At 69.9% G+C, this 22911-nt stretch carries 22 protein-coding genes; 17 read left to right on the top strand and 5 right to left on the bottom strand.

The genetic code is table 11. From position 1 onward, the window contains the following. Positions 1–32: 32 nt before the first annotated feature. Together IEZ15_RS26290 and IEZ15_RS26285 are read right to left on the bottom strand one after the other, a co-directional pair. Positions 33–1253, bottom strand: coding sequence for a sensor histidine kinase (locus tag IEZ15_RS26290; protein ID WP_189279655.1), 1221 nt, complete (start codon positions 1251–1253; stop codon positions 33–35). After that, positions 1250–1906, bottom strand: a complete 657-nt coding sequence (locus tag IEZ15_RS26285) for a response regulator transcription factor (RefSeq protein WP_189279654.1) — start codon at positions 1904–1906, stop codon at positions 1250–1252. Before IEZ15_RS26285 ends, IEZ15_RS26290 begins: the two co-directional genes overlap by 4 nt. Positions 1907–2077: 171 nt before the next feature. On the opposite strand from IEZ15_RS26285, the gene IEZ15_RS26280 reads away from it, so the two are divergent. The 4 genes from IEZ15_RS26280 to IEZ15_RS26265 are packed head-to-tail and all read left to right on the top strand — an operon-like array spanning position 2078 to position 5659. After that, positions 2078–2605 (top strand): hypothetical protein, encoded by a 528-nt coding sequence (locus tag IEZ15_RS26280; RefSeq protein ID WP_189279653.1) that lies wholly within the window; start codon positions 2078–2080, stop codon positions 2603–2605. 2 nt (positions 2606–2607) lie between these two features. Further along, the gene (locus tag IEZ15_RS26275) at positions 2608–3744 is read left to right on the top strand and encodes a peptidoglycan-binding protein (RefSeq protein WP_189279652.1); all 1137 of its coding nucleotides are present in this window, start codon (positions 2608–2610) and stop codon (positions 3742–3744) included. Continuing rightward, entirely contained in the window at positions 3741–4469 is a 729-nt protein-coding gene (locus IEZ15_RS26270; RefSeq protein ID WP_189279651.1) for an ABC transporter ATP-binding protein, read from the top strand. Before IEZ15_RS26275 ends, IEZ15_RS26270 begins: the two co-directional genes overlap by 4 nt. Continuing rightward, entirely contained in the window at positions 4466–5659 is a 1194-nt protein-coding gene (locus tag IEZ15_RS26265) for an ABC transporter permease (RefSeq protein ID WP_189279650.1), read from the top strand. Before IEZ15_RS26270 ends, IEZ15_RS26265 begins: the two co-directional genes overlap by 4 nt. A 160-nt stretch (positions 5660–5819) precedes the next feature. Here the strand turns inward: IEZ15_RS26265 and IEZ15_RS26260 are convergent, their stop codons facing one another. Then, complete coding sequence (locus tag IEZ15_RS26260; RefSeq protein WP_189279649.1) at positions 5820–6185, bottom strand: hypothetical protein; 366 nt, start codon at positions 6183–6185, stop codon at positions 5820–5822. A 103-nt stretch (positions 6186–6288) separates the two neighbouring features. Between IEZ15_RS26260 and sigJ the strand changes: the two genes are divergently transcribed. Continuing rightward, positions 6289–7188 (top strand): RNA polymerase sigma factor SigJ, encoded by a 900-nt coding sequence (gene sigJ, locus IEZ15_RS26255; protein ID WP_189279648.1) that lies wholly within the window; start codon positions 6289–6291, stop codon positions 7186–7188. A 194-nt stretch (positions 7189–7382) separates the two neighbouring features. On the opposite strand, the gene IEZ15_RS26250 is transcribed toward sigJ, so the two are convergent. Then, positions 7383–9506: a serine/threonine-protein kinase gene (locus IEZ15_RS26250; protein WP_189279647.1), complete on the bottom strand. Its 2124-nt coding sequence runs from the start codon at positions 9504–9506 to the stop codon at positions 7383–7385. A gap of 442 nt (positions 9507–9948) precedes the next feature. On the opposite strand from IEZ15_RS26250, the gene IEZ15_RS26245 reads away from it, so the two are divergent. The 8 genes from IEZ15_RS26245 to IEZ15_RS26210 all read left to right on the top strand — a co-directional run bounded on the left by IEZ15_RS26245 (position 9949) and on the right by IEZ15_RS26210 (position 18351). Then, the gene (locus IEZ15_RS26245; protein WP_189279646.1) at positions 9949–10188 is read left to right on the top strand and encodes a hypothetical protein; all 240 of its coding nucleotides are present in this window, start codon (positions 9949–9951) and stop codon (positions 10186–10188) included. A 7-nt stretch (positions 10189–10195) separates the two neighbouring features. Continuing rightward, positions 10196–10822 (top strand): ribonuclease FAU-1 family protein, encoded by a 627-nt coding sequence (locus IEZ15_RS26240; protein WP_114245707.1) that lies wholly within the window; start codon positions 10196–10198, stop codon positions 10820–10822. Positions 10823–11106: 284 nt separating this feature from the next. Continuing rightward, positions 11107–11415 carry a DUF8827 family protein gene (locus tag IEZ15_RS26235; protein ID WP_018101695.1) on the top strand — a complete coding sequence of 103 codons (309 nt, stop codon included), beginning with the start codon at positions 11107–11109 and terminating at the stop codon, positions 11413–11415. Positions 11416–11594: 179 nt separating this feature from the next. Further along, positions 11595–12470: a DUF8175 domain-containg protein gene (locus tag IEZ15_RS26230; RefSeq protein ID WP_189279645.1), complete on the top strand. Its 876-nt coding sequence runs from the start codon at positions 11595–11597 to the stop codon at positions 12468–12470. After that, positions 12460–13830, top strand: a complete 1371-nt coding sequence (locus IEZ15_RS26225) for a hypothetical protein (RefSeq protein WP_189279644.1) — start codon at positions 12460–12462, stop codon at positions 13828–13830. The genes IEZ15_RS26230 and IEZ15_RS26225 overlap by 11 nt, the downstream gene beginning before the upstream one ends. Next, entirely contained in the window at positions 13827–15377 is a 1551-nt protein-coding gene (locus tag IEZ15_RS26220; protein WP_114245704.1) for an SCO6880 family protein, read from the top strand. Before IEZ15_RS26225 ends, IEZ15_RS26220 begins: the two co-directional genes overlap by 4 nt. A gap of 42 nt (positions 15378–15419) precedes the next feature. Then, a complete protein-coding gene (locus IEZ15_RS26215) occupies positions 15420–16838 on the top strand; it encodes an ATP-binding protein (protein WP_114245703.1) in 1419 nt (472 codons plus the stop codon). 1 nt (position 16839) lies between these two features. Continuing rightward, complete coding sequence (locus tag IEZ15_RS26210) at positions 16840–18351, top strand: type IV secretory system conjugative DNA transfer family protein (RefSeq protein WP_189279643.1); 1512 nt, start codon at positions 16840–16842, stop codon at positions 18349–18351. A gap of 24 nt (positions 18352–18375) precedes the next feature. On the opposite strand, the gene IEZ15_RS26205 is transcribed toward IEZ15_RS26210, so the two are convergent. Then, positions 18376–18936, bottom strand: coding sequence for a GNAT family N-acetyltransferase (locus tag IEZ15_RS26205; protein ID WP_189279642.1), 561 nt, complete (start codon positions 18934–18936; stop codon positions 18376–18378). Positions 18937–19085: 149 nt separating this feature from the next. Here IEZ15_RS26205 and IEZ15_RS26200 point away from each other — a divergent pair, with 149 nt between their 5' ends. From IEZ15_RS26200 to IEZ15_RS26185, 4 genes are read left to right on the top strand one after another with little or no spacing between them, the layout of a single operon-like run. Then, the gene (locus tag IEZ15_RS26200; RefSeq protein WP_189279641.1) at positions 19086–20024 is read left to right on the top strand and encodes an ABC transporter ATP-binding protein; all 939 of its coding nucleotides are present in this window, start codon (positions 19086–19088) and stop codon (positions 20022–20024) included. Beyond that, positions 20021–20830 (top strand): ABC transporter permease, encoded by an 810-nt coding sequence (locus tag IEZ15_RS26195; protein WP_189279640.1) that lies wholly within the window; start codon positions 20021–20023, stop codon positions 20828–20830. Before IEZ15_RS26200 ends, IEZ15_RS26195 begins: the two co-directional genes overlap by 4 nt. 31 nt (positions 20831–20861) lie before the next feature. Next, complete coding sequence (locus IEZ15_RS26190) at positions 20862–22136, top strand: sensor histidine kinase (protein ID WP_229846122.1); 1275 nt, start codon at positions 20862–20864, stop codon at positions 22134–22136. Further along, positions 22133–22798 (top strand): response regulator, encoded by a 666-nt coding sequence (locus tag IEZ15_RS26185; RefSeq protein ID WP_189279639.1) that lies wholly within the window; start codon positions 22133–22135, stop codon positions 22796–22798. The genes IEZ15_RS26190 and IEZ15_RS26185 overlap by 4 nt, the downstream gene beginning before the upstream one ends. The last annotated feature ends 113 nt before the right edge of the window (positions 22799–22911 follow it).

The following is a 22911-nucleotide window of genomic DNA, read 5'->3' as shown; positions in this document are numbered from 1 at the left end:
CGCCACCGTCCTGATTCCGGAGCGTCAAACTCTCAGGTGCCCGGCCCCGGGGGGCCTGTTCCAGGTGCGGTGGGCAGTTCGACACGGACGGTGAGGCCGCCGCCGGGCCGAGGGGTGGCGGTGAGCTCGCCGTGGTGGGTCAGGGTGATCGCCCGGACCACGGCCAGTCCCAGCCCGGAACCGTCGCTGCGGTGTTCCCGACCGCGCTGGAACGGTTCGAAGAGGGCGGGGAGTTCGTCAGGGTCCAGCACCGGGCCGGTGTTGCCGACCTCGATGAAGGCAAGGCCTCCGACGGTGCCGGTGGTCAAGGTCGCCGCACCGTCACGATGGTTGTGCCGCACCGCGTTGGCCAGCAGGTTCAGTGCGATCTGCCGCAGCAGCGAGGGGTCGCCCGCGACCGGGGCGGGCGTTGGATCGGCGGTGATCCGGATGCCCGCCGTCCGGGCCTCGTCGGCCAGGTCCGCCAAGGCGTCCCTGGCGGCGTCCTCGAGGTCGGCCGGATGCGGCGTCAGCTGCCCGCTCTCGCCACGTGCCAGTGTCAGCAGTGCCGCGATCAGCCGTTCACTGCGCGCGTTGGCGTCCAGCGCACGCTGGACGGCGGGTCTCAGGTCGGCCGGGACCCGGCCTTGGGCGAGTGGGATCTCCAGGGCGGTGCGCTGGAGGGTGAGCGGGGTGCGCAGTTCGTGCGAGGCGTGGGAGGTGAAGCGGCGCTGGGCGGTGAAGCTGCGGTCCAGGCGGTCGAGCATGGCGTCGAAGGTGTTGCCGAGTTCGCGGACCTCGTCGCGCGGGCCCGTCAGGCCGAGCCGTTCGTCCAGGGTGCTGCCGGTACTGATCCGCCGGGCCGCCGCGGTGACCTGGCTGAGGCGGTGCAGTGAGCGGCTGCTGCCCCACCAGGCGAGCAACCCGGCGAGTACGGTGAAGACGGCGAGCAGCAGCAGAGAGCGCAGCAGCAGATCGCTGAGGACGGTGTGCTGAAAGTCCTCGAAGTCCTGGGCGGGACTGGTGAGCACGGCGGCCACGGAGGAGCCTTGCGGCGTGGCGGTGGGGCTCGACTCCGTCCGGGCGGGGTCCACCACACTCGCGGGCTCGACGAGGTGGCGGTTGTCCTCCAGGAGTTGACGGGCGCTCAGCCAGTTCAGCAGGAGCAGCCCGCAGCCGAGGACTGCGAAGACCGCCGTGGTCATCAGGGTCAGTCGGCCGCGCAGGGGCAGCCCGTGCAGCGAGAGGCGGCGACCGGTCCGGGCGCGGCTCACAGCCGGTACCCGTAGCCGGGGTCGTTGGTGATCAGTGGCGGTTCACCGAGCTTGCGGCGCAGCGAGTGCACGGTGACCCGGACGGCAGTGGTGGCCGGGTCCAGCGCCGCGTCCCACAGGCTGTCCCGCAGCTGCTCGGTGGGGACCGGGGCGCCGTCCGCGGCCAGCAGCAGTTCCAGCACACCGAGCTCCTTGGGTGTGAGCTTCAATGGCCGGCCGTCGCGTTCGGCGACCCTGCGCACGGTGTCCAGGTTGACGCCGTGCCTGCTCAGCACGGTGGCACTGCTGCCGGCAAGGGAGCGGCGGCCCAGCGCGCGCAGCCGGGCTATCAGCTCCAGGTACGAGAAGGGTTTGGCCAGGTAGTCGTCGGCGCCCTGACCGAGGCCGTCGACCAGGTCGGCGAGGGCACCGGCGGCGGTGAGCATCAGGATTCTGGCCGGGTAGCCGGCTGTGTTCAGGGCCCGGCAGACGGCGTCCCCGCTCAGGTTGGGCAGGTTCCGGTCCAGGAGCAGGACGTCGTACTCGGCGGCGGCCGTCATTTCGAGCGCGCGGGCGCCGTCGTGGGCGACCTCGCAGACCATGCCCTCGGCGCGCAGGCCCTCGGCGAGCATCGCGGCCAGGTCCACCTCGTCCTCGACGATCAGCACTCGCATTCTGTTCCACTCCACTCCACTCGCTGCACTCTGCCCCGTCCTGCCCGGCCCTGGTCAACGATGCCTCGGCAGGCGTTAGCCAGCGGTTAGGCACACACTCACCCGTGCGTAACTCGTCGGTCCGTAGGAATGGCGGAGGTCGATGTCGACGTACAGCAGGGAGAGCAGGAAATGCGTACCAAGACCGTACGGACCGTACTGGTGGCGACCGCCGTGACGGCGGCGCTGGTGATGACCGGCTGCTCCTCACAGGACACGGCGCCCAGCGTGGCCGGGGGCGACGGCGCGGAAAAGAGCAAGCCGCAGGACGACAACGCGGTCCGGCGGGCCTGGGTGGACTGCATGCACAAGCAGGGGCAGACCAGCGTCGAGCAGGACAAGGACGGCGACATCACCTTCCCGGCCGCCGGTGTCGACAGTCCCGGCTCGGCCAACGGCCTCGACGCGGCGAGCAAGGTCTGCGACGCCAAGGTCCCCGGCATCCACCAGGCCCAGCAGAAGGGCAACGAGAAGGCCGTCGAACAGGCGCGCGCCTTTGTCGCGTGCGCGCGGAAGAACGGCTACGCGGACATCCCTGACCCCGACCCCAAGATGGGCATCCTCAACTTCACGGCGAAATCATTCGACTCCGCCGCGTGGGAGGCCATCCAGCCGGCCTGCGGCAAGCTCCCGATGCCCGGCTACTCGATCGGTCAGTGATCATGAGCCGCACTGTTGAGACCACCGCCCCCGGCGGCACCTCGCCCGCCCCCGCGCGAAAGAAGCGCCGTAAGGTCGTCGTCGCGCTCGTCCTGGTCGCCACGCTCGGCGGCTCGGGTGTGCTCGCCGCGATGCGCCCCTGGGAGCACCGCGGCACCGCCTCCGCGCAGCCGTCCGTCAGCCACGGCACCGTCGCGGTGCAGAAGGGCTCGCTGTCCACCGGCATCCAGGTCGGCGGCGCGCTCAGCTACAACACCCCGACTCCCGTCATCGCTTCCGGCCACGGAACCATCACCGCCCTGCCCGCCGTCGGCGCCGTCGTCAAGGCGGGAGCGAAGTTCTACGAGGTCGACGGACGGCCCGTGGTACTGCTCACCGGGGACCGGCCGATGTGGCGCGACCTCGGCCCCGAAGTCAGTGACGGACCCGACGTCGAACAGCTCAAACGCAACCTGATCAAGCTCGGCTACGCCGACGGACTCGGCCTGACGGCCGACCAGAAGTTCACCCCTGCCACCGTCACCGCTGTCAAGCGCTGGCAGAAGGCCCTCGGTGAGAAGCAGACGGGGACGGTCACGCTCGGCAGCGTCGTCATGTTGCCGCAGGCGGCCGTGCGAGTGCAGCAGCTCGGCGCACAGCTCGGCTCGGCCCTCGGGGCCACCGCGGTCATGACCGTGACCGGCACCGACCTGGTCGCCACCGCGCAGCCCGCCGACAACCAGCTCTCCCAGTTCAAGCCCAACGGCCGGGTGACGGTCAAGCTGGCCAACGGCAGCACCATCAACGGACACATTCGCTCGCTGGTCCGCGGCGGTTCCGGCAACGGCGGGGACAACGGCTCGGACGGCTCCGGTGGCGCGGACAAGACCACCGTCACCATCGCGCTGGACCACCAGCGGCAGGCCAAGCAGGCCGGGCCCTCCTCCGTGACGGTCACCGTCGTCGGCGAGACCGTCAGCGACGCGCTCATCGTCCCCGTCACCGCGCTGCTCGCCCTGGACGGCGGCGGCTACGGAGTCCAGGTCGTCAGCGGCGCCACCACCCGGCTGGTCAGGATCCAGCTGGGACTGATCGCCGACGCCAGGGCCCAGATCACCGGGGACGTCCAGGCCGGCGACCAGGTGGTGATCCCGAAATGACGCTCGATCAGCCACACGGCAGAGCCACCGTGCTGGAACTCTCCGGCATCACCAAGGAGTACCCGGGATCACCGCCGCTACGCATCCTGCACGGCATCGACCTCACCATCGAAGCCGGAGAACTCCTCGCCGTAGTCGGCCCCTCCGGCTCCGGCAAGTCCACCCTCCTCGCGCTGCTCGGCTCCCTCGACCGGCCCACCGCGGGGAAGCTGCACTTCGAAGGACGCGACCTGTCCGCGCTCTCCGACCCCGAACTGGCCGCCCTGCGCGCCCACCGGATCGGCTTCGTCTTCCAGCAGTTCTTCCTGCTGTCCGGGCTCACCACCGTCGAGAACGTCGCCACCGGCCTCCTCTACAGCGGCGTCCCCGCATCGCTCCGACGCGCCAGAGCCGCCGAAGCCCTGAGCGAGGTGGGCCTCGGACACCGACTCCGCCACCACCCCGACCAGCTCTCCGGTGGCGAGAAGCAGCGCGTCGCCATCGCCCGCGCCCTCGTCGGCCGCCCCGCACTGCTGCTCGCCGACGAACCCACCGGTGCCCTGGACAGCGTCTCCGGCGCCGCCGTCGTCGAGCTGCTGTGCACCCTGAACGCCAACGGCACCACGGTCGTCGTCATCACCCACGACCGCGAGCTGGCCGCCTCCTTCCCCCGGCGAATCGCCCTCCACGACGGCCGCATCGACTTCGACGAACGCGGCCCGCACCCCGCAGGAGCTGTCCGATGACGTCACCCCTGCGACGCACCCGGCTGCGCCCGACGGACATGCTGCGCCTCGGCCTGATCGGACCACGCACCCGCAAGATGCGCTCCGCCCTGTCCGCGCTCGGCATCTCCCTGGGCATCGCCGCCGTCATCGCCGTGACCGGGATCTCCGCCTCCAACCAGGCACACCTGCTGGAGCGCCTGGACCGGCTCGGCTCCAACCTGATCACCGTCGCCCCCGGCAACGGCGCCGACCAGAAGCCGGTGCCGCTGCCGCCCACGGCCGAGAAGATGCTCGCCAACATCGCCCCCGTGCAACAGGTCACCGCGACCGGGGCCACCAAAGCCCAGGTCTACCGCAACGACCTGGTCCCGCCGCAGCAGACCAGCAGCCTCACCGTGCTGGCCGCCCGGCTCAACCTGCTCGACGTCCTGCACGCCACCCTGCAGAGCGGGCGCTGGCTGGACAAGGCGAGCGAGAACCTCCCGGTGACCGTGCTCGGCGACCAGGCCGCACTCCGGCTCGGCGTGACCGCGCCCGGCGAACGGGTCTGGCTGGGCGGACAGTGGTTCGTCGTCACCGGAATCCTGGCCCCGAACGAGCTCGCACCCGAGCTCGGCACCGCCGCCCTGGTCGGCTGGCCCCAGGCCACCGCCCACCTGGGCGCGGACGGCACCGCCGCCATGGTCTACCTCAGGGCCCACCCCGAACGCGTCCCTGACGTACAGACCGTTGCCGGAGCCACCGCCGACCCCGCCAACCCGAGCACGGTCGCCGTCAGCCGTCCCTCCGACCTGTACACGGCACGGGCCGAGACCAAGAACTCCCTCACCGGACTCGTCCTCGCCCTCGCCGCGGTCGCCCTGCTCGTGGGCGGCGTCGGCATCGCCAATACCATGGTGGTCGGAGTGATGGAACGCCGCGGCGAGGTCGGGCTGCGCCGCGCGCTGGGTGCCCGAGGCGGCCAGATCGCCGTCCAGTTCCTGATCGAGGCCGTGCTGATGGGCCTCATCGGAGGAGTCGGCGGGCTGTTCCTGGGCGGCCTCGCGGTCTACGGCTACGCCCTCGCACAGGGCTGGCCCGCCTCCATCCCGCTCTACACGGTCCTCGCCGGACCGCTGGTGTCGGTACTGGTGGCGGCCTTCGCCGGAATCTACCCGGCACTGCGCGCAGCCAGGGTGTCCCCGACAGACGCCCTGCGCTCGGCCTGACCGACGGCGCCGGAGCCGCCGGCCGGGCCCGGCCACGCGGCGGCAACGGTCCTGGCGGATTCACCAACGCCCGCCCCACCCGGCCCGTCCGCCCGGCCCGTCCCCGGCCTGATCCGCCGGACAGGCTGCAGTTGATCCCGGTATGCCCCCGTATCGGACTTCAGCGCCGTGCCAGCGCCAGCACGCTCAGTCCGAACATCAGGACGCCCAGGGGGAGATGGACCGACGGTATGTGCGCGATGCCGAGCACGACCTGGACCGAGGCGAGGACAAGGAAGCCGGACGCGTGCCGGACGGGCCGGGGCGAGCCGCCGCCCGGCTTCCACGCCAGCACCGCCGCGAGCACATACAGCATCGTCGCCCCGTACATCACGCGGGCTCCGACACCGTGCAGTGTCTCGCCGTAGGACGAGGTCAGCAGCAGTCCGGCGGAGACCGCTTGAAGGAAGATGGTCAGGGTCTGCAGGGTGATCGCGATCTGCAGAAACGAGAAGCGGTGCTGCTGTGCCGTCGCCTGGGTTGCCATGCCACGGTCCCCTTTTCCGCCCGAGGGGGCAGTAGATCGATAAGGTCTCACCAGCCCGACGACGCGGGGCTGCGAAAGGTAAGGCGAGGAGGCGGTCGGGAGCATGGGGAGGGCTGGGACGAGCGCCGATGAGATAGCCGGTGAGCGGCGCCAACTGATCAATGTCGCCTACCGGTTGCTCGGTTCGCTGGCCGAGTCCGAGGACGCCGTGCAGGAGGCCTACGCGCGCTGGTACGCGCTGCCACGAAGTCGGCAGGACGAGATCGTGTCCCCCGGCGCCTGGCTGACGACGGTGACCGGCCGCATCTGCCTGGACGTGCTCGGCTCGGCGCGGGCCCGGCGTGAACGCTATGTCGGCGCGTGGTTGCCCGATCCGCTGCCCGACCACACCGAGTGGGACCACGGCCATGACACCGACCCCGCCGACCAGATGGTCCTGGACGAATCGGTGACCATGGCCTTCCTCGTCGTCCTGGAGTCGATGACACCCGCCGAGCGGGTGGCGTTCGTCCTGCACGACGTCTTCCGGTACCCCTTCGCCGAGATCGCCGACATCCTCGGCCGGACCCCTGCGGCCTGCAAGCAGCTCGCGGCCTCCGCCCGGCGGCGGGTGAGCGTCGCGCGGGCTCCGGTGACGGCGGCCGGTCAGGCCGACACGGTGCGGCATGTCAAAGAGGCATGGGAGACCAAGGACATTGCGGCCCTCGTCGACCTCCTCGACCCGGCCGCCGTGATGACCGCCGACGGCGGCGGCGTGGTCGGTACCGTCCTACGCCCGATCGAAGGCGGTGCACGCATCGCCCAGTACATGGTCGCCATCGCCGACAAGGCCCCGGGGCTCGAACTCCTGGAGCGGTCGGTCAACGGTGTGCCGGGCCTGGTGGCCCACCGTGCCGGCGCCGTCATGACCGTAGCCTCGTTCGATGTCGTCGACGGTCGCGTCACCCGGATCTGGGCGGTCCGCAATCCGGAGAAACTGCGGCCGTGGGTGCGGGACGGCTGAGCAGGGGCCTCACTGGACCTCGACAGGACCAGGGACTTCATCCACAACATCGCCCGCGACCTGTGCAGGAACCCACCGTTGCCTGGCCCTGGCAAGCGGTCCCACCGCACCGTGCGCCCATGCCTGACCGATACCAATGGGGAGCTTTCAGTCTGGAGCCGCAGGCCGTCGGGCCGGCGGGGGAGGCGGGGGAGCTATGTCGGGCTGTCCTCGACAGCAGCCTTCAGGGCGTGCACGTTGTGGTCGAAACTGCCGACGTACACGACCCCGTCGACCGCCGCCGGCGATGATTGGACCCTGCCGCCGGTGGCGTAGGCCCATTTCTTGTTCCCGGTGACCGCGTCCAAGGCGTACACGTTGTGGTCAAAGCTGCCGATGTACACGACTCCGTCGGCCACCCTCGGCGCCCCTTCGACCGTGCCGCCGGTGACGAAGACCCATTTCTTCTTCCCGGTGACCGCGTCCAAGGCGTACACCCTCTTGCTGCTGCTCCCGACGTACACGACCTTGTCGGCCACCGTCGGCGACGACCCGACCGTGCCGCCTGTGGCGTAGGCCCATTTCTTTTTCCCGGTGGCCGCGTCCAAGGCGTACACCCTCTTGCTGCTCCCGATATACACCACCCCGTCGGCCACCGTCGGCGACGTGAAGCGCCAGTCCTCCGGCGTGTGGTCCCACGCGTCGTCCCTGTCGAATCCCCAGTCACTTGCGCGGCGTGTCCATTTCTCGCCCCCGGTGGCCGCGACCAAGGCGGTCACGGAGTTGTAGCCGGCGATGTACACCACCCCGCCATCCACCGCCGGCAACTCGAGTCCGGAATCGCAGGAGACGGCCCACCTCTCGTTCCCGGTGGCCGCGTCCAGGGCGAACGCCTTACTGTTGCCGCCGATGTACACGACCCCGCCGACCACCGTCGGCGACGCTTCGAGCTTGCTGCCGGTGGGGTAGGCCCATTTCCTCTCCCCGGTAGCGGCGTCCAGGGCATACACGCTCCCGTCGGTGCTGCCGACGTACACCACCCCGCCGGCCACCGTCGGCACCCCTTCGACCTTGTTGCCGGTGGAGTAGGCCCATTTCCTCTCCCCGGTAGCGGCGTCCAGGGCATACACGCTCCCGTCGGTGCTGCCGACGTACACCACCCCGCCGGCCACCGTCGGCGACGACGTGACCGCATCGCCGGTGGTGTATCGCCACCGGAGCCGCGGGTCGAGGGTCTTGCGGTCGACGGGGGTCTTGTGGTCGGCGGGGGTGTTGTGGTCGGCGGGGGTGTTGTGGTCGAACAGAGTGAAGGCCGCGGCGGCGATGCCTGCACTGGCGACAGCGCCGATGCCGAGCCGCAGCGCTGTGCGGCGGCTGATGCGCCGAACCGGGGTCGACGTGCCTGCGGCCGGTCCTGGCCCGAACACCGGCGTTCGGGCTGCGCCGATGCCGACACCGGTGAGCGGGGTGGTGACGGTTTCCGTGTCCGCGCCGGACAGATGGGATTCGGCACGGGATGGTGGGGTTGCGGTGGATAGTCCGCGGAGGCGGTCGCGGACCTCGGCCGCTGATGCGGGGCGGTCGTCGGGGTCCTTGGCGAGGAGGGCCATCACCAGGTCGTCCAGGGCGGTGGGCACACCGGGGCGAGCATGGCCCGGTGGCTCCGGGGCCGTGTTCAGGTGAGCGGCCATCATCGCGACTGGCTCGGTGGTCCGGAAGGGGGTGCTTCCGGTGAGGAGTTCGTGGAGCACACAGCCCAGGGAGTACAGGTCGGAGCGGGCATCCGCGGGGAGATCGCCGAAACGTTCGGGCGGCATGTAGGCGAGCGTGCCGATGACCTTGCTCGACTTGTGTGTGGACGCCATGTACCGGGCGATGCCGAAGTCGAGGATCTTGATCCGGTCGTCCGGGGTGAGCATGAGGTTCGCCGGTTTCAGGTCCCGGTGCACGATCCCGGCTGCATGGGCGGCCTGCAAGGCTTCGGCGGTCTGTGCCGCCCAGTCCACGGCAGTGGGCACCTGGGGTGGCCCGTCCTCGCGGAGCACCATGTCCAGGTCCCGCCCGGTGAGGAACTCCATCACCAGGTAGAGGGTGCCGTCGTCGGGGTCCTGGCCCAGGTCGAAGACCGTCACCACGCCCGTGTGGTTCAGCCCGCCGGCGGTTCGGGCCTCGCGGAAGAACAACTGGGCGCCGGAGGTGTCGCGCCGGTCGTGCGGCAGCAGCTTGACCGCGACGCGGCGCTCGATCAGACGATCGCGGCCTTCCCAGACCTCCCCCATACCGCCCCGGCCGACGAACGCGACCAACTCGTAACGGCCGCCAAGAACCCGCAAAACCACCCGCGCCCCCGCTCGGCCGACCGTCAATCCACACTCGCCGCGCCGGCCCCGTCTTTTCGGGACCGCACCGATGATCCCACCACCACCATCCAGCGGCAGCAAGACGGAATCGACTGTTACCTCGGCATTACACAGCGCCGACTCGCCCTCGCAATCACGGACTACGGCGGCAGATCGGCTGTGGCCGACACCGGCGCGCGCGCAGGCTCCCGGCGTGATCGATGGCGGGAGCGGGCGGGTCATTGACAAGCGCTTCGAGCCGGTGGAGCGGCTGGGTAGCAGCGGGATGGGCACGGTCCGGCGAGCTCGGGACCTCGTGTTGCATCGAGAGGTCGCGGTCGAGCAAGTCTGCCCGCTCACTGCGGAGCCGGCCCCCGAGAGCTCCGCCGCCTCACGGGTGCCGCGCGAGGCCCGGACGCCGGCTCGGCTCAGCCACCGTCGCATGGTGACGCTCCATCACGTCATCGACGAGGGCGAGGGCTCCTACCCCTGGCTGCTGATGGAGCCGGTACCGGGCCGCAGCCTGGCGGAGCTGCTGGACGAGCCGGGGCGGCGTTCCTGTGCGCGGTACTGCTCCGGGCCACCGCGGCAGAGCCCATCGGAAGGCCGACACCGCTCCTTCGGCGGTGACTCGTCCCTGACCTGCCTGGCCACGTGTCCACCCGCTCCACTGCGGGAATGATCAACGGATGAACAACGACCCGGGCCGGATACTCCGCTGGAACTTCTTCATCGGCGGACACCTGAGCGCCTCGGTGCCCGTACGCCTCGTAGAGCGCACCGAGGCGGGCCAGCTGGTGTGGATGGAGACCGGCACACCGATGTGGCGTACGAAACTTCCGCGCGGGACACACCTGCGGGACATCGCCCCGCGCGACCGCCCGCCCGCCGGATATCCCTTGGTCGCCGACCGGTGGCCCATGGGCAGCGCGCTCTTCTATCAGCCGACCGGTGCCGCGCACTCCGTCCTCTGGCTCTTCGGCCGCAGACAGAAGTTCCGTGGCTGGTACGTAAATCTGGAGCGCCGGGTCCACCACGGCGACGACATCGACATCACCGACCACGAACTCGACATCAACGTGGCCCCGGACCGGAGCTGGCGGTGGAAGGACGAGCAGTCCTTCGCCGAGAAGACCGGTGACCCTGCCTACTGGTCGGCCGACGAAGCGTCAGCCATCCGAAGCGAGGGCACCTCGGTCGTACGGCTCGCCGAGGCCGGAACGTTTCCCTTCGACGGCACCTGGTGCGATTTCCGGCCGCCGCCGACCTGGACGACACCACCCCGGCCACCCGTCCCACGCCACCCCCTGCTCTGACCAGCCACTGCGCTGACCAGCCCTGCCCAAGAGTCTCGGCCAGGGTGGCGGGATGACAGTCATTGCCCGGGGTCACCCTCCGTGATACACAGAGTAACCATACGTATTCGGTCATACACCGATTCGATCCGCAGGTCAGGGCGGTCGGACCGGTCAAACGTGCGAGATCCGGGTAAAGAGAGCCCTCAAGTCGTCGTACGAAAGCAGTTTCATCAGCGAAGATAGAGAGCGACCCGTGTCGTATGGCAGGGGCAATGAACTACCCAACAGGGGCGGTGACTTACATGATCCTGGCAGCTGAAAAGGGCGACATCACCACCATCATCGGCGGAATCGCCCCGAACTGGGGGCCGTTCGGGACCTTGGGCAACGAGGCCCGCGTAATGATCGAGGTCGTGATGGCCATTGCCATCCTGCTCTGCCTCGGCATCGCGGTCTGGGGTGCGGCAAAGCAGCGCATCGGCGCCACGGCACTGCGTGACACCTTCAGCGCGGAGCAGGGCAAGGGGCTGATCGTTGCCGGTCTGACCGGTGTGTTCATCATCGGATCGCTGGGCACCTTGTTCACCATCGTCTACGGGATGGCCGTCTGACCGGCTGTCATCCCATGTCAGGGGCAGTCCCGCCCACTCCCACACCATCCGTCCGTCGTGCCCACCGGCAGAGGTTACGTTTCCCTGATGTCGAGTCACCACACCGCGTCCACGCGGGAACCCGCACGGCTACCGTCGTACTACCCGGTTCAGGAAACGGTTGAGGGGGCGTACGCGGCATGAGCCTCGACGACGAGAACGGCTACGGCAGCGGTTCAGGTCGTACGGACGATGGATACAGCACCATCGGCGGTACGCGCCAGACCCGTACCCGCCTCCCCGACGGCGAGGGCAGCGACGGCTACAGCACCCCCCGCCGCCCCGCCCGCAGCTCCCGCTCCCTTGTCACGGTGGTCGGCGTGGTCGTCCTCCTGATCGCGGCTATCGCGTTCGCGAACATGGGCGGAGGCGGCAAGGACGGCAGCGGAGGCGGCTCGGGGAACGGGGGCAGCAAGCCGGATTCGTCGTCCACGGCGGCCACGGGTACGAAGCCGGTGACGGGGAAGAACGGTTCGATTCCTTCGGGGTTCGCCCATGACGAGCAGGGGGCGCAGAGCGCGGCGGCGAACTACTCCGTAGCGCTCGGCTCAGCCGACATGTTCGACAGAACCCGTCGTCGCGTGATCGTCACCGCCGTATACGCCCCTGCGGTCGCCGCTGCCCGCCAGGGTGACCTTGACAAGGTCTACTCCGGTCAGGACTTTCTCACCAGCATCGGGCTGAATGCTGACGGCACTGCACCTTCCGGTCTGACCTTCATCTCACGTTCCAACCCGGCCGGCACCAAGATTGTGAAGTTCAACGGCGACACTGCAAGCGTCGCCGTTTGGTACTCAGCCCTGTTCGGGCTGGCCGGTGAAGGTTCCAAGAACCCCGTCTCCGAGAGCTGGTTCACCAACACCTTCGACCTGGCATGGATCGACGGGGACTGGAAGATCACCGACTTCACCCAGAAGGACGGCCCCACCCCCGTAGGCCGTGACCAGGCTGCTTCCCCCGCCGAGGAAATGGCCAACGCCGTGGAAGAGTTCGGAGGGTTCACGTATGCCCGGTAAACGACCCAGCCGAGTCCTTTCACTCGCAGCGGCGGCTACCAGTCTGCAGGTCGCTCTCGTCATGCTGGCCAGCCGAGCATTCGCTGAGCCCTCGCCGAGCCCGAAGCCCAGCGCAAGCAACAACGCATGCGACCTGATCCGCGGCCCCGCCAGGGACTACTGCGAGGACGGCGACGCAGGCGCCCCCAAGTCCGATCCCTCCACCACCCTCGACAACTCCCTGGACCCCCTCTCCTCCCTCGCCCGCGGTTGCGCCGACGCCGCCGCATGGATCATCGGCAAGCTCAGCGAGGCCGTGAAGCAAACCGCGAACGTCGACTTCACCGACGAGACCTTCCGGCAGCAGTACGCGATCGTGTTCGCGGCCTCCGCCATCCTCACGCTCGTCCTGTGGCTGTTCGCCGTCGCCAAGCGCGCCATCCGTGGTGTCCCGCTCACCACCGCGATCTCCGAAGCCGTCGGATTCCTCTGGCTGACAGTCATCGCCTCAGCCTTCACCCCACTCGTCCTCTACGTGGTCGTATCCGCCACCGACGGCGTCAGTGACGTGATCGCCTCGGCCACGGGAAACAAGGCCGACGTCTTCTTCGGGTCGTTCGCCGAAGCGCTCAAGAAGGGCTCCGACATCGGCGGCGGACCGATCATGCTGATCGTCGTCTCACTCGTCTCGATCCTCGCCGCGGGCGTCCTCTACCTGGAGCTCGTCATCCGCGCAGCCCTGCTCTACGTGGGCGCCCTCCTCGGCACCGTCGTCTACGCGGGGCTCGTCGACAAGAACATGTGGGGCCACGTGCGCCGCTGGGCGGGCATCATGATCGCGGTGATCATGGTGAAACCGGTCATCGTCATCGTGCTGGGGCTGGCCGGCGCGCTCTCCGGGGACGACGGGCCGAACGCGTTCTCCTCCGTCGTGTCCGGTCTCGCCATCATCCTGCTCGCGATCTTCGCCTCCGCGATGATCTACCGGTTCGTCCCCGGCTTCGGCGACGAGATCCAGGGCGCCCGCACCAACCGCAAGCAGGCCACCGACGGCTCCCAGGCCGCCGCGATGATCAGCTCCCCTGCCGCTCTCGTCTCCCAAGGCATCAAGACCCACAGCAGCCGCAGCGGCCAGAACAGCGGCGACAGCGGCAACGGCGGGGCCAGGCCCGCCAACGCGGTCAGCGGCGGTGTCGCCGCCCACAGCTCCCGCAACTCCGGCGGCGGGAGCGGAGTCGGCGGCGGATCTGTCCCCTCCGCCGCACCTCCGCCCCGCAGCGGATCGGGGCCGACCTCCGGCACCCCCCACGGCAGCCGCTCCCCCCGAGGTGGCGGATCAGGCAGTTCAGGTAACAACAGCACGGGAGGTGGAGGGCGTTGACGACTCAGTCCCACACGATCGCGCCCCGCCGTACGTATCTCATCGGCCGGGCCCGGCCGAACGCGATCGTCGGCAAGAACCGCGAGACCGGCGAGATCGCGCTGATCATCGCCGGTGCGTTCTTCGGCATGATGAGCGGACTGCTCGTCCCCTACCTGGCCCCGCGGATCGTGCTGCTCGCGGGCTTCCCCCTCCTCGCCCTCGCGATCGTGTATCTCCCGTACAAGCACCGCACCCTGTACAAGTGGTTCGAGATCAACCGCAGCTACAAGCGCACCCTGCGCCGCGGCACGACCTACCGCTCGGCCGCCATGGAGGCGGGCGTCGGCGCCGACGGGCGTGAGGTCGAGATCGGGCCGCCCCCCGGCATCGGCCGGATCAACTGGCTCGCCGCCCCCTTCGGCCCGGACGAGATCGCCGTACTCCTGCACGCCGACCGCCGCACCGTGACCGCCGCGATCGAGATCGAGGGCCCCGGCGTCGGGCTGCGCGACAGCGAGGACCAGGAAGCGCTCGTCGACCGGTTCGGCACGCTGCTGAAGCATGTCGCCAACGGCGACGGCTTCGTGACCCGTATTCAGATGCTCGCCCGCACCCTCCCCGCCGACCCCGACGCCCACGCCAAGGACGTCGCCCAGCGCGGCGACAAGTCGTCCCCGGGCTGGCTGCAGGAGTCGTACGACCAGCTGCAGTCCATGGTCTCCACCTCCAGCGAGCAGCACCGCGCCTACCTCGTCGCCTGCATGCACTACACCCGCGAGCTGGCCGCCGAAGCCAATGCCATGGCGCGCGCCGCCCGCCCCCAGGCCGGCCGCAAACTGGACCGGGACGCGGGTCTCGCCGTCGTCATGGCGCGCGAACTCACCGACATCTGCGCCCGCCTCGCCGAGGCCGACATCCGGGTGCGCCAGCCGCTCGGCCAGAGCCGGCTCGCCTCCCTCGTGCATTCGATGTACGACCCCGACCACCCCATCGACCACATCCAGGCCATGACCAAGCGCAACGCCTGGCCCGCCGAACTGGACGCGGTCGAACCGACGTTCCTCCAGGCCAAGACCCGCGAGTCGGTTACCCGCGCGCCCTGGTGCCACTCCACGGCCTGGGTGAAGGAGTGGCCGATGACGCCCGTCGGCGTCAACTTCCTGGCCCCGCTGCTCGTCCACACGCCCGATGTGATCCGTACGGTCGCGGTCTGCATGGACCTCGAACCCACCGAGGTCGCCATCGAGCGGATGCTCACCGAGAAGACCAACGACGAGGCGGAAGCCAGCCGTCAGGCCAAGATGAACCGCACCGTCGACCCGCGCGACATCGCCGCACACGGCCGGCTCGACCAGCGGGGTGAAGATCTCGCGAGCGGCGCGGCCGGAGTGAACCTGGTGGGGTACATCACCGTGTCTTCGCGATCACCCGAATCCCTGGCCCGCGACAAGCGGACGATCCGGGCCTCGGCCGGAAAGTCGTATCTCAAACTGGAGTGGTGCGACCGCGAGCACCACCGCGCCTTCGTGAACACCCTGCCGTTCGCCACCGGCATCCGTCGCTGACCGCAAACAACCGAGAGAAACGAGAGGGAGGTCGGTCACGCCATGCGAGATCCGCTGTCCGCGCTGTCGGACGCCTTCACCGCCTTCCTCTTCGGGAAGGTGGAGACGACCAGGCTGCCCGTCCGTACGTCGACCGGACAGGCCCAGGCCGTCTACCTGCCCACCGCGGCCCCGGGCCTCGGCGACTCCGGCGTGATCATCGGCCGCGAGGTGTACTCCGGCAAGGGCTACATCTACGACCCCTTCCAGCTGTACGGACAGCAGCTGCCCGCCCCGCACTGGCTGGTGCTCGGCGAGTCCGGCAACGGCAAGTCCGCGCTGGAGAAGACGTACGTGCTCCGACAGCTCCGCTTCCGCGACCGCCAGGTCGTGGTCCTGGACGCCCAGGGCGAGGACGGCGTCGGCGAGTGGAACCTCATCGCCCAGGAGCTCGGCCTCACCCCGATCCGCCTCGACCCGACCTCCGCGCTCAACGGCGGCATCCGGCTCAACCCGCTCGACCCCGCGATCACCACGACCGGCCAGCTCGCCCTGCTCCGTACGATCATCGAAGTCGCCATGGGGCACGGCCTGGACGAACGGTCCGGCTTCGCGCTGAAGGTCGCCCACGCGTACGTCAACGAGACGATCACCGACCGGCAGCCGGTCCTGACCGACATCGTCGACCAGCTGCGCCACCCGGAGCCCGAGTCCGCCGAGGCGATGAACGTCGACATAGATGACGTACGGGCCTGGGGCCTGGATGTCGCCCTCGTCCTGGACCGCCTGGTCGACGGTGACCTGCGCGGCATGTTCGACGGACCGACGAGCGTCGGCATCGACCTCGACGCCCCGCTGATCGTCTTCGACCTGTCCCACATCGACCGGAACTCGATCGCGATGCCGATCCTGATGGCGATCGTCGGCGTCTGGCTGGAGCACACCTGGATCAGGCCCGACCGGAAGAAACGCATCTTCCTGGTCGAAGAGGCCTGGCACATCATCAACTCGCCCTTCGTGGCCCAGCTCTTCCAGCGGCTGCTGAAGTTCGGGCGCCGACTGGGTCTCTCGTTCGTGGCCGTCGTCCACCACCTCAGCGACGTCGTCGACGGCGCGGCGGCCCGCGAGGCCGCGGCGATCCTCAAAATGGCATCGACCCGCACGATCTACGCCCAGAAGGCGGACGAGGCCAGAGCCACGGGACGCGTGCTAGGCCTGCCCCGATGGGCGGTCGAGATCATCCCGACCCTCACCCCCGGCATCGCGGTCTGGGACGTCAACGGCAACGTCCAGGTGGTCAAACACCTGATCACCGAGGCGGAACGCCCCCTGGTCTTCACCGACCGCGCGATGACCGAGTCCTCCGCGGCCGACCTCCTCCCGGAGGACGTACGCGCCGCCGAGCTGGAGGCTGAGCAGCGCGCGGCACGGATCGAGCACCAACAACGACTGAACGAGTCGTCCGAGTCAACGGTGGCATGACATGGCAGGGCGCGGCGAGGTACGTACCGGCGGCAACGGAGGCGGCGGGGGCATCCCGGACGGCCTGCTGATCGGCCTGCTGGCCTTCCTGCTCGGGCTGACGCTGCTGGCGTGGACGGCCACCGGCCTGGCCGGACTGTTCACGCACGGCGCCTGGCCGGAGGGGGTCACCCTCGCCGAGACCCCCCTGGCGATACGACAACTCGTCAGCACACCGCACGACATCCCGGCCGCCTGGCCGAACACCCCGGCGGGCGAGCTCTCCGGGTACGGACTGTTCTGGGGCCTGTTCATAGGCGAACTGATGGTGCTGCTGGTACTGACGGTCTTCGTGATAGGGGTGGTGACCCGCTGGCGGCTGGTACGGGCGCAGCAGCGCAGCGAACGGTACGGGGACAAGGACATGCCCGTACCGTCCCAGCGGCAGGAGCCCCGGCCCGAGGCCCAGAACCCGCAGCAGACGGAGCCGCAGCCAACGCCGGAGCCGGAGCCTCGACCGACGGCCCACTCCCCGGAGGCCGCGCCCGCACCCGCACCCGCACCCGTGGAGCACACCCCGCCCGAGCCCGCGCTCCCCTCTCCCCGCACCCCCCTCGTCGTCTACGGACCGGCCGCCACCCGCCGCCCCGCCGTCATCCAGGCGGTCCAGGAGGCCGACGGGCCCGCGCTCGTCGTCACCTCCGACCCCACCGTCTGGGCCGAGACGAAGGACGCCCGCGCCAAGCTCGGCCCGGTCCTCGTCTATGACCCGGGCCACCTCTGCGACACCCCGGCCCGCCTCCACTGGTCTCCCACGGCCGGCTGCGAACAGCCCGAAACGGCCACCGCCCGCTCCGCCGCGCTTCTCGCCCCGGTCCGGCCGCAGGCCCGGATCGACGCGACGACGGCCGACACCGCGGAAACGCTCCTGAAGTGCTGGCTGCACGCCGCCGCCATCGACGGCAGGCCCTTCCGCCAGGTCCACCGCTGGGCCCTCGGCGGCAGCGCCCACGAACCGGTGCGCCTGCTCCGTACCCACCCCAAGGCAGCCTCCGGGCTCGCCGGCGTGCTGGAGTCCGCACTCACGGCCCATCCCGAACGCCGCGAGATGGCACAGGAATTGACGGTACGGGCCTTCGCCGCGCTCTCCTCGGTCCACATCCGCGAGGCCTGCACACCGAACCGGGCCGATTCGCTCGTGCTGGAATCTTTCGCGGGCGAGGGGGGCACCCTTTATGTGGTGGGTGAACCGATCGAGGATCCCCGCTCGGGTCCCGGAGCGATGCCCCTGCTCACGGCACTCGCCTCACACGTGGTCGAGCACGGCCGCCGCATGGCCGCACGGTCAACCGACGGTCGGCTCGACCCACCAATGACGCTCGTACTCGACGACGTCGCCGCGGTGGCGCCCCTGCCCCGGCTCCCGGAGCTGCTGTCGACCGGCCAGGCCCAGGGTCTGCCGACCCTGGCCCTCCTCCGCTCCCCTGAACAGGCCCGCGCCCGCTGGCCCCAAGACCTCACCGGCTCACGGTAGCCGGGCGAACCCGGCACCACGCACCTACACCGGACGCCCCACCGCATACTCCAGCTCCCGCGCAGACGGGTCGCCCGGCACAGGCACCGACTCCCCGGTGGCCACGAACCCGATCCGCCGATAGAGCGCCGCAGCCCGCGCATTGTCCTCGTGCACATACAGCCGCACCCGCTCGATCCGCGGCTCCACCAGCGACCACGCCCAGTCCGCCCCGGCCCGGAACAGCTTCTCGGCCAGGCCCTCGCCCCGTGCCTCGGGCCGTACGAACACACCGACCACATGCGCCTGGTGGACATCGGCCGCCTTCCCGAACCGCACCTCCGCGTCCGGCCGTTCGATCAGCACGGTGACACTGCCGTCCCACCGCCCGTCGGGCGCGACGGCGACGAACTGCCGCACTTCACCGCTCCCGGCCTCGGACGCGCCGAGCGCCCGGTCCTGCCAGAACGCGTCGGGCCGAGCCGCGCCCTGCGCGTACGTCTCCAGAAAGGCCACCGGCGCAGCCGGGTCCTGCAGCGCCGCCAGTCGCAACTCCTTGACCAGGGGCCATTCATCGGCGCGTACGGCTCGGATCACATGTTCCATCCGCCGATCCTTCCCTTCCCGACCCGACCCGCGCAAACGACATTCACGGCCCCCGACCGCCCCCGCGTCGTACCCCGGTACTACACGCACCGCCACATCCCTCCCCAGGTCCGACGCCCGCTGCAGGCCCCCTCCGTAGCGTCGACCGCATGATCAGGGCATACGAACTCACCAAGAGGTACGGAGACACCACCGTCGTCCAGGACCTCGACTTCACGGTCCGGCCCGGCACCGTCACCGGATTCCTCGGCCCGAACGGTGCCGGGAAGTCGACGACGATGCGGATGCTGCTCGGCCTGGACTCCCCGACCCGTGGCCGCTCGACGATCGGCGGACGGGCGTACGCCGCCCACAGCGCACCACTCAGCGAGGTCGGCGCGCTCCTGGAGGCCCGCTCCGTCCACCCCGGCCGGACCGCGTTCAACCACCTCATGGCGCTCGCCCACACCCACGGCATCCCGCGCAGCCGCGTCGAGCACGCCCTCGACCTGGCGGGCCTGACCGCGGTCGCCCACAAACGGATCAAGGGCTTCTCGCTCGGCATGGGCCAACGCCTCGGCATCGCCGCGGCACTGCTCGGCGACCCGGCCACCCTCATCCTGGACGAACCGGTCAACGGCCTCGATCCGGAGGGCGTGCTGTGGATCCGCAACCTGCTCAGATCCCTTGCCCAGCAGGGCCGTACGGTCTTCGTCTCCTCCCACCTGATGAGCGAGATGGCACTCACCGCCGACCATCTGATCATCGTCGGCCGCGGCCGGCTCCTCGCCGACACGACGGTCGCCGACTTCGTGGCCACGGCGGGCGGCACCTCGGTCAAGGTCGTCACCCCGCAGGCCCACGCCCTGCGCGAGCTCCTCACCGGCCCCGGCATCGAGATCACCCCCGGCCCTGCCACGCCCCCCGACAGGCTGGAGGTCCGCGGTACGGACGCGGCACACATCGGCCGCACCGCCGCCGCCCACGCCATTCCCCTGTACGAACTCACCCCGCAGACCGCCTCCTTGGAACAGGCCTTCATGGACCTGACCCAGGAGTCGGTCGAATACCGGATCGCCACCCCCGAACCGACCGGAGCCCTCGCATGACCGCCGCAGTCAGCCACCCGGGCCGACGCCCGAATCAAAACCCCTGCCGAGTCACGACCACCCGGGTCCTGCGCTCCGAATGGCACAAACTCCGCTCCCTGCGCTCCTCCTGGATCACTCTGATCTCGGCGTCCGTCCTCGTTCTCGCCATCGGCCTGGTCATGGGCGCGACGTACACCTCCGGCGGGGGCGACTCCGACGTGGACACGGTGGTCCTGGTCCTCTACGGCTCGGTGCTCGGTACGTTGTGCACCGTGGTGCTGGGCATCCTGGTCACCGCGGGCGAGTACTCGACGGGCCTGATCCGCGCCTCGCTCACTGCGGTCCCGCGCAGACTCCCGGTCCTTTGGGCGAAGGCGGCGGTGTTCACCGTCACCGTCTTCGTGGTCATGTTCACCACCGCTCTGCTCACCTTCGTCGTCGCCCAGCTCTTCCTCCACGACACCGACCAGGCGGCCTCGCTCAGCGACCCGGGCGTATTCGGCGCGGTCGTCGGCAACTCCGTCGGCATCACCCTGCTCAGCCTGGTCGCGCTCGGGCTCGGCGCCCTGATCCGCTCGGTTCCGGGCGCGATCGGCGCCTTCGTCGGAGGCGTGATGATCCTGCCGGAGGTCCTCTCCATGCTTCCGTACGACGTGGTGAAGAGCACCGTCAAGTACTTCCCCACCCAGGCGGCGGGCGCCCTCGGTTCGGCAACGCCGCTCCCGGGCGAGGCCCCCGTGGACGGTGCCCTGCTCGCCCTGTGCCTCTGGGCCGGGGCGACCTTGTGCGCGGCCGCCCTGCTGCTGCGCCGACGCGACGCATGACGCCGGGGCGGCCGGCGGCGAGGATGGACGGGTGACGGGCGAACACAGGGACCGGGCTTCGGGCACCACCGCGCTGACGGGGTACATCCAGCGCCTGCTCCAGCGCGTCCGCGCATTCGACCTGCGCCGACCGATGGTCTGGAACGGGCTGCTCACCACGTTCTGGGTGATGTTCGCCGTACTCGACTTCACCTCCGGCGGCTGGCGCACCGTGGCCCGCGATCCGCGCGCGCCCGAACCACTGGTTCTGCTGATGAGCGTGGCGTTCTCCGCACCGCTGCTGTGGCGCCGCACGCATCCGCTGGCCGTGCTGGCTTTCATGGCCCCGTTCTCCCTGGCCAATGTCTGGACAGGGGCGATCGTCCAGGCCGCCTACCTGCAGGAAATCGCCGTCTTCAACATCGCACTACGGCTGCCCACGCGGGCCCTGGCGTGGGCGGGCGCCGTGGTGACCGCCCCGCTCGTGGTCGGCATGCTGCGCTTCCCGCACGGCTGGGACGTCCTGTTCGTCCCCCACCTCTGGGCGTTCGCGTTGGTGTCCCTGCTGGGGATCGTGGTCCGCACGCGCAAGGAGTACACGGAGGCCCTGGTCGACCGCGCCCACCGGCTGGAGCTCGAACGCGACCAGCAGGCCCGGCTCGCGGCAGCCGCCGAACGGACCCGTATCGCCCGGGAGATGCACGACATCATCGGCCACAACCTGTCCGTCATCACGGGCCTCGCGGACGGCGGCGCGTACGCGGCGGCCAAGAGCCCGGACCGGGCCGCCCAGGCCCTGGAAGCCATCGGCACCACGAGCCGCCAGGCCCTCACGGAACTCCGCCGCCTGCTCGGCGTCCTGCGCGACCACCCCGCCGAGGCCGACCGCACCCCGCAACCGACCCTCGACGACATGGACACGCTCCTCACCGGCGTGCGAGCAGCGGGCCTCCCCGTACACCTGCACATCCGCGGCAGGCCCCCGTCGTACCCGCCCACCGCTGGACGCCAGCTGACGGTCTATCGAGTGGTGCAGGAAGCCCTGACGAATACGCTGAAGCACGGCGGTACGGACCCGTCACTGACCGCGGAGGTCACGCTCACCTACCGGGCGACGGAGCTGGAGGCCCTGATCACGGACACGGGCACCACCGGTGCTGAACCCGAAGGCAGCGGGCAGGGAATCACCGGAATGCGCGAACGGGCATCCCTCTACGACGGAACACTCGAAGCAGGCCCACTCCTGCCGAAGGCCATCGCCACAGATTCAGCCGCGGGCGGCTGGCGAGTTCGGCTCCGACTCCCCCTGGAGGACACACCCTCGTGACGACCGTGCTCATCGCGGACGACCAGCCGATGCAACGTTTCGGCTTCCGCATGCTGCTGGAGAGCCAGGACGACATGACTGTCGTCGGCGAGGCCGCCAACGGCCACGAGGCCCTGAGCCTTGTCTCCCGGCACCATCCGGACGTGGCCCTGATGGACATCCGAATGCCACTCCTGGACGGCATCGAAGCCACCCGACGCATCATCAGAGCCGGTGCCCGTACCCGCGTCCTCATCGTCACGACGTTCGACCTCGACCGGTACGCGTACGACGGCCTCCGCGCCGGCGCCAGCGGCTTCCTCATCAAGGACGCACTGCCGGAGGAACTCCTCTCCGGCATCCGAGCTGTGGCAAGCGGCGACGCAGTGGTCGCCCCCAGCCTCACCCGCCGTCTTCTGGACGCGTATGTGCAACACCTGCCGACCGTTCCCGGCGGCCCTTTCACCCTGGACGCACGCATCGCGACCCTCACCGAACGGGAAAGACAAATCCTCACGGTCATCGGCCAGGGCTGGACCAATACGGAGATCGCCGAACGGCTCCACCTCGCCGAATCAACGGTGAAAACACACGTCACGCGCATCCTCGCCAAAACGGGATCCCGCGACCGCGTCCAGGCGGTCATCCTGGCCTACGACACCCATCTGGTCACCCCCGCCTGACAGCAAAGAGGGGTGAACGCAGAAAAGCCCCGTGCCACAAGGGCACGGGGCTTTCCCGTAAAAGGAGTTCGGCGGCGTCCTACTCTCCCACAGGGTCCCCCCTGCAGTACCAT

Origin of the sequence: Streptomyces atratus, assembly GCF_014648655.1 — a bacterium.
In the GTDB taxonomy this organism is placed as follows: Bacteria; Actinomycetota; Actinomycetes; order Streptomycetales; family Streptomycetaceae; genus Streptomyces; species Streptomyces atratus.
The sequence above is the reverse complement of the archived record's forward strand: the minus strand, read 5'-3'. Positions and strand labels throughout refer to the sequence as shown.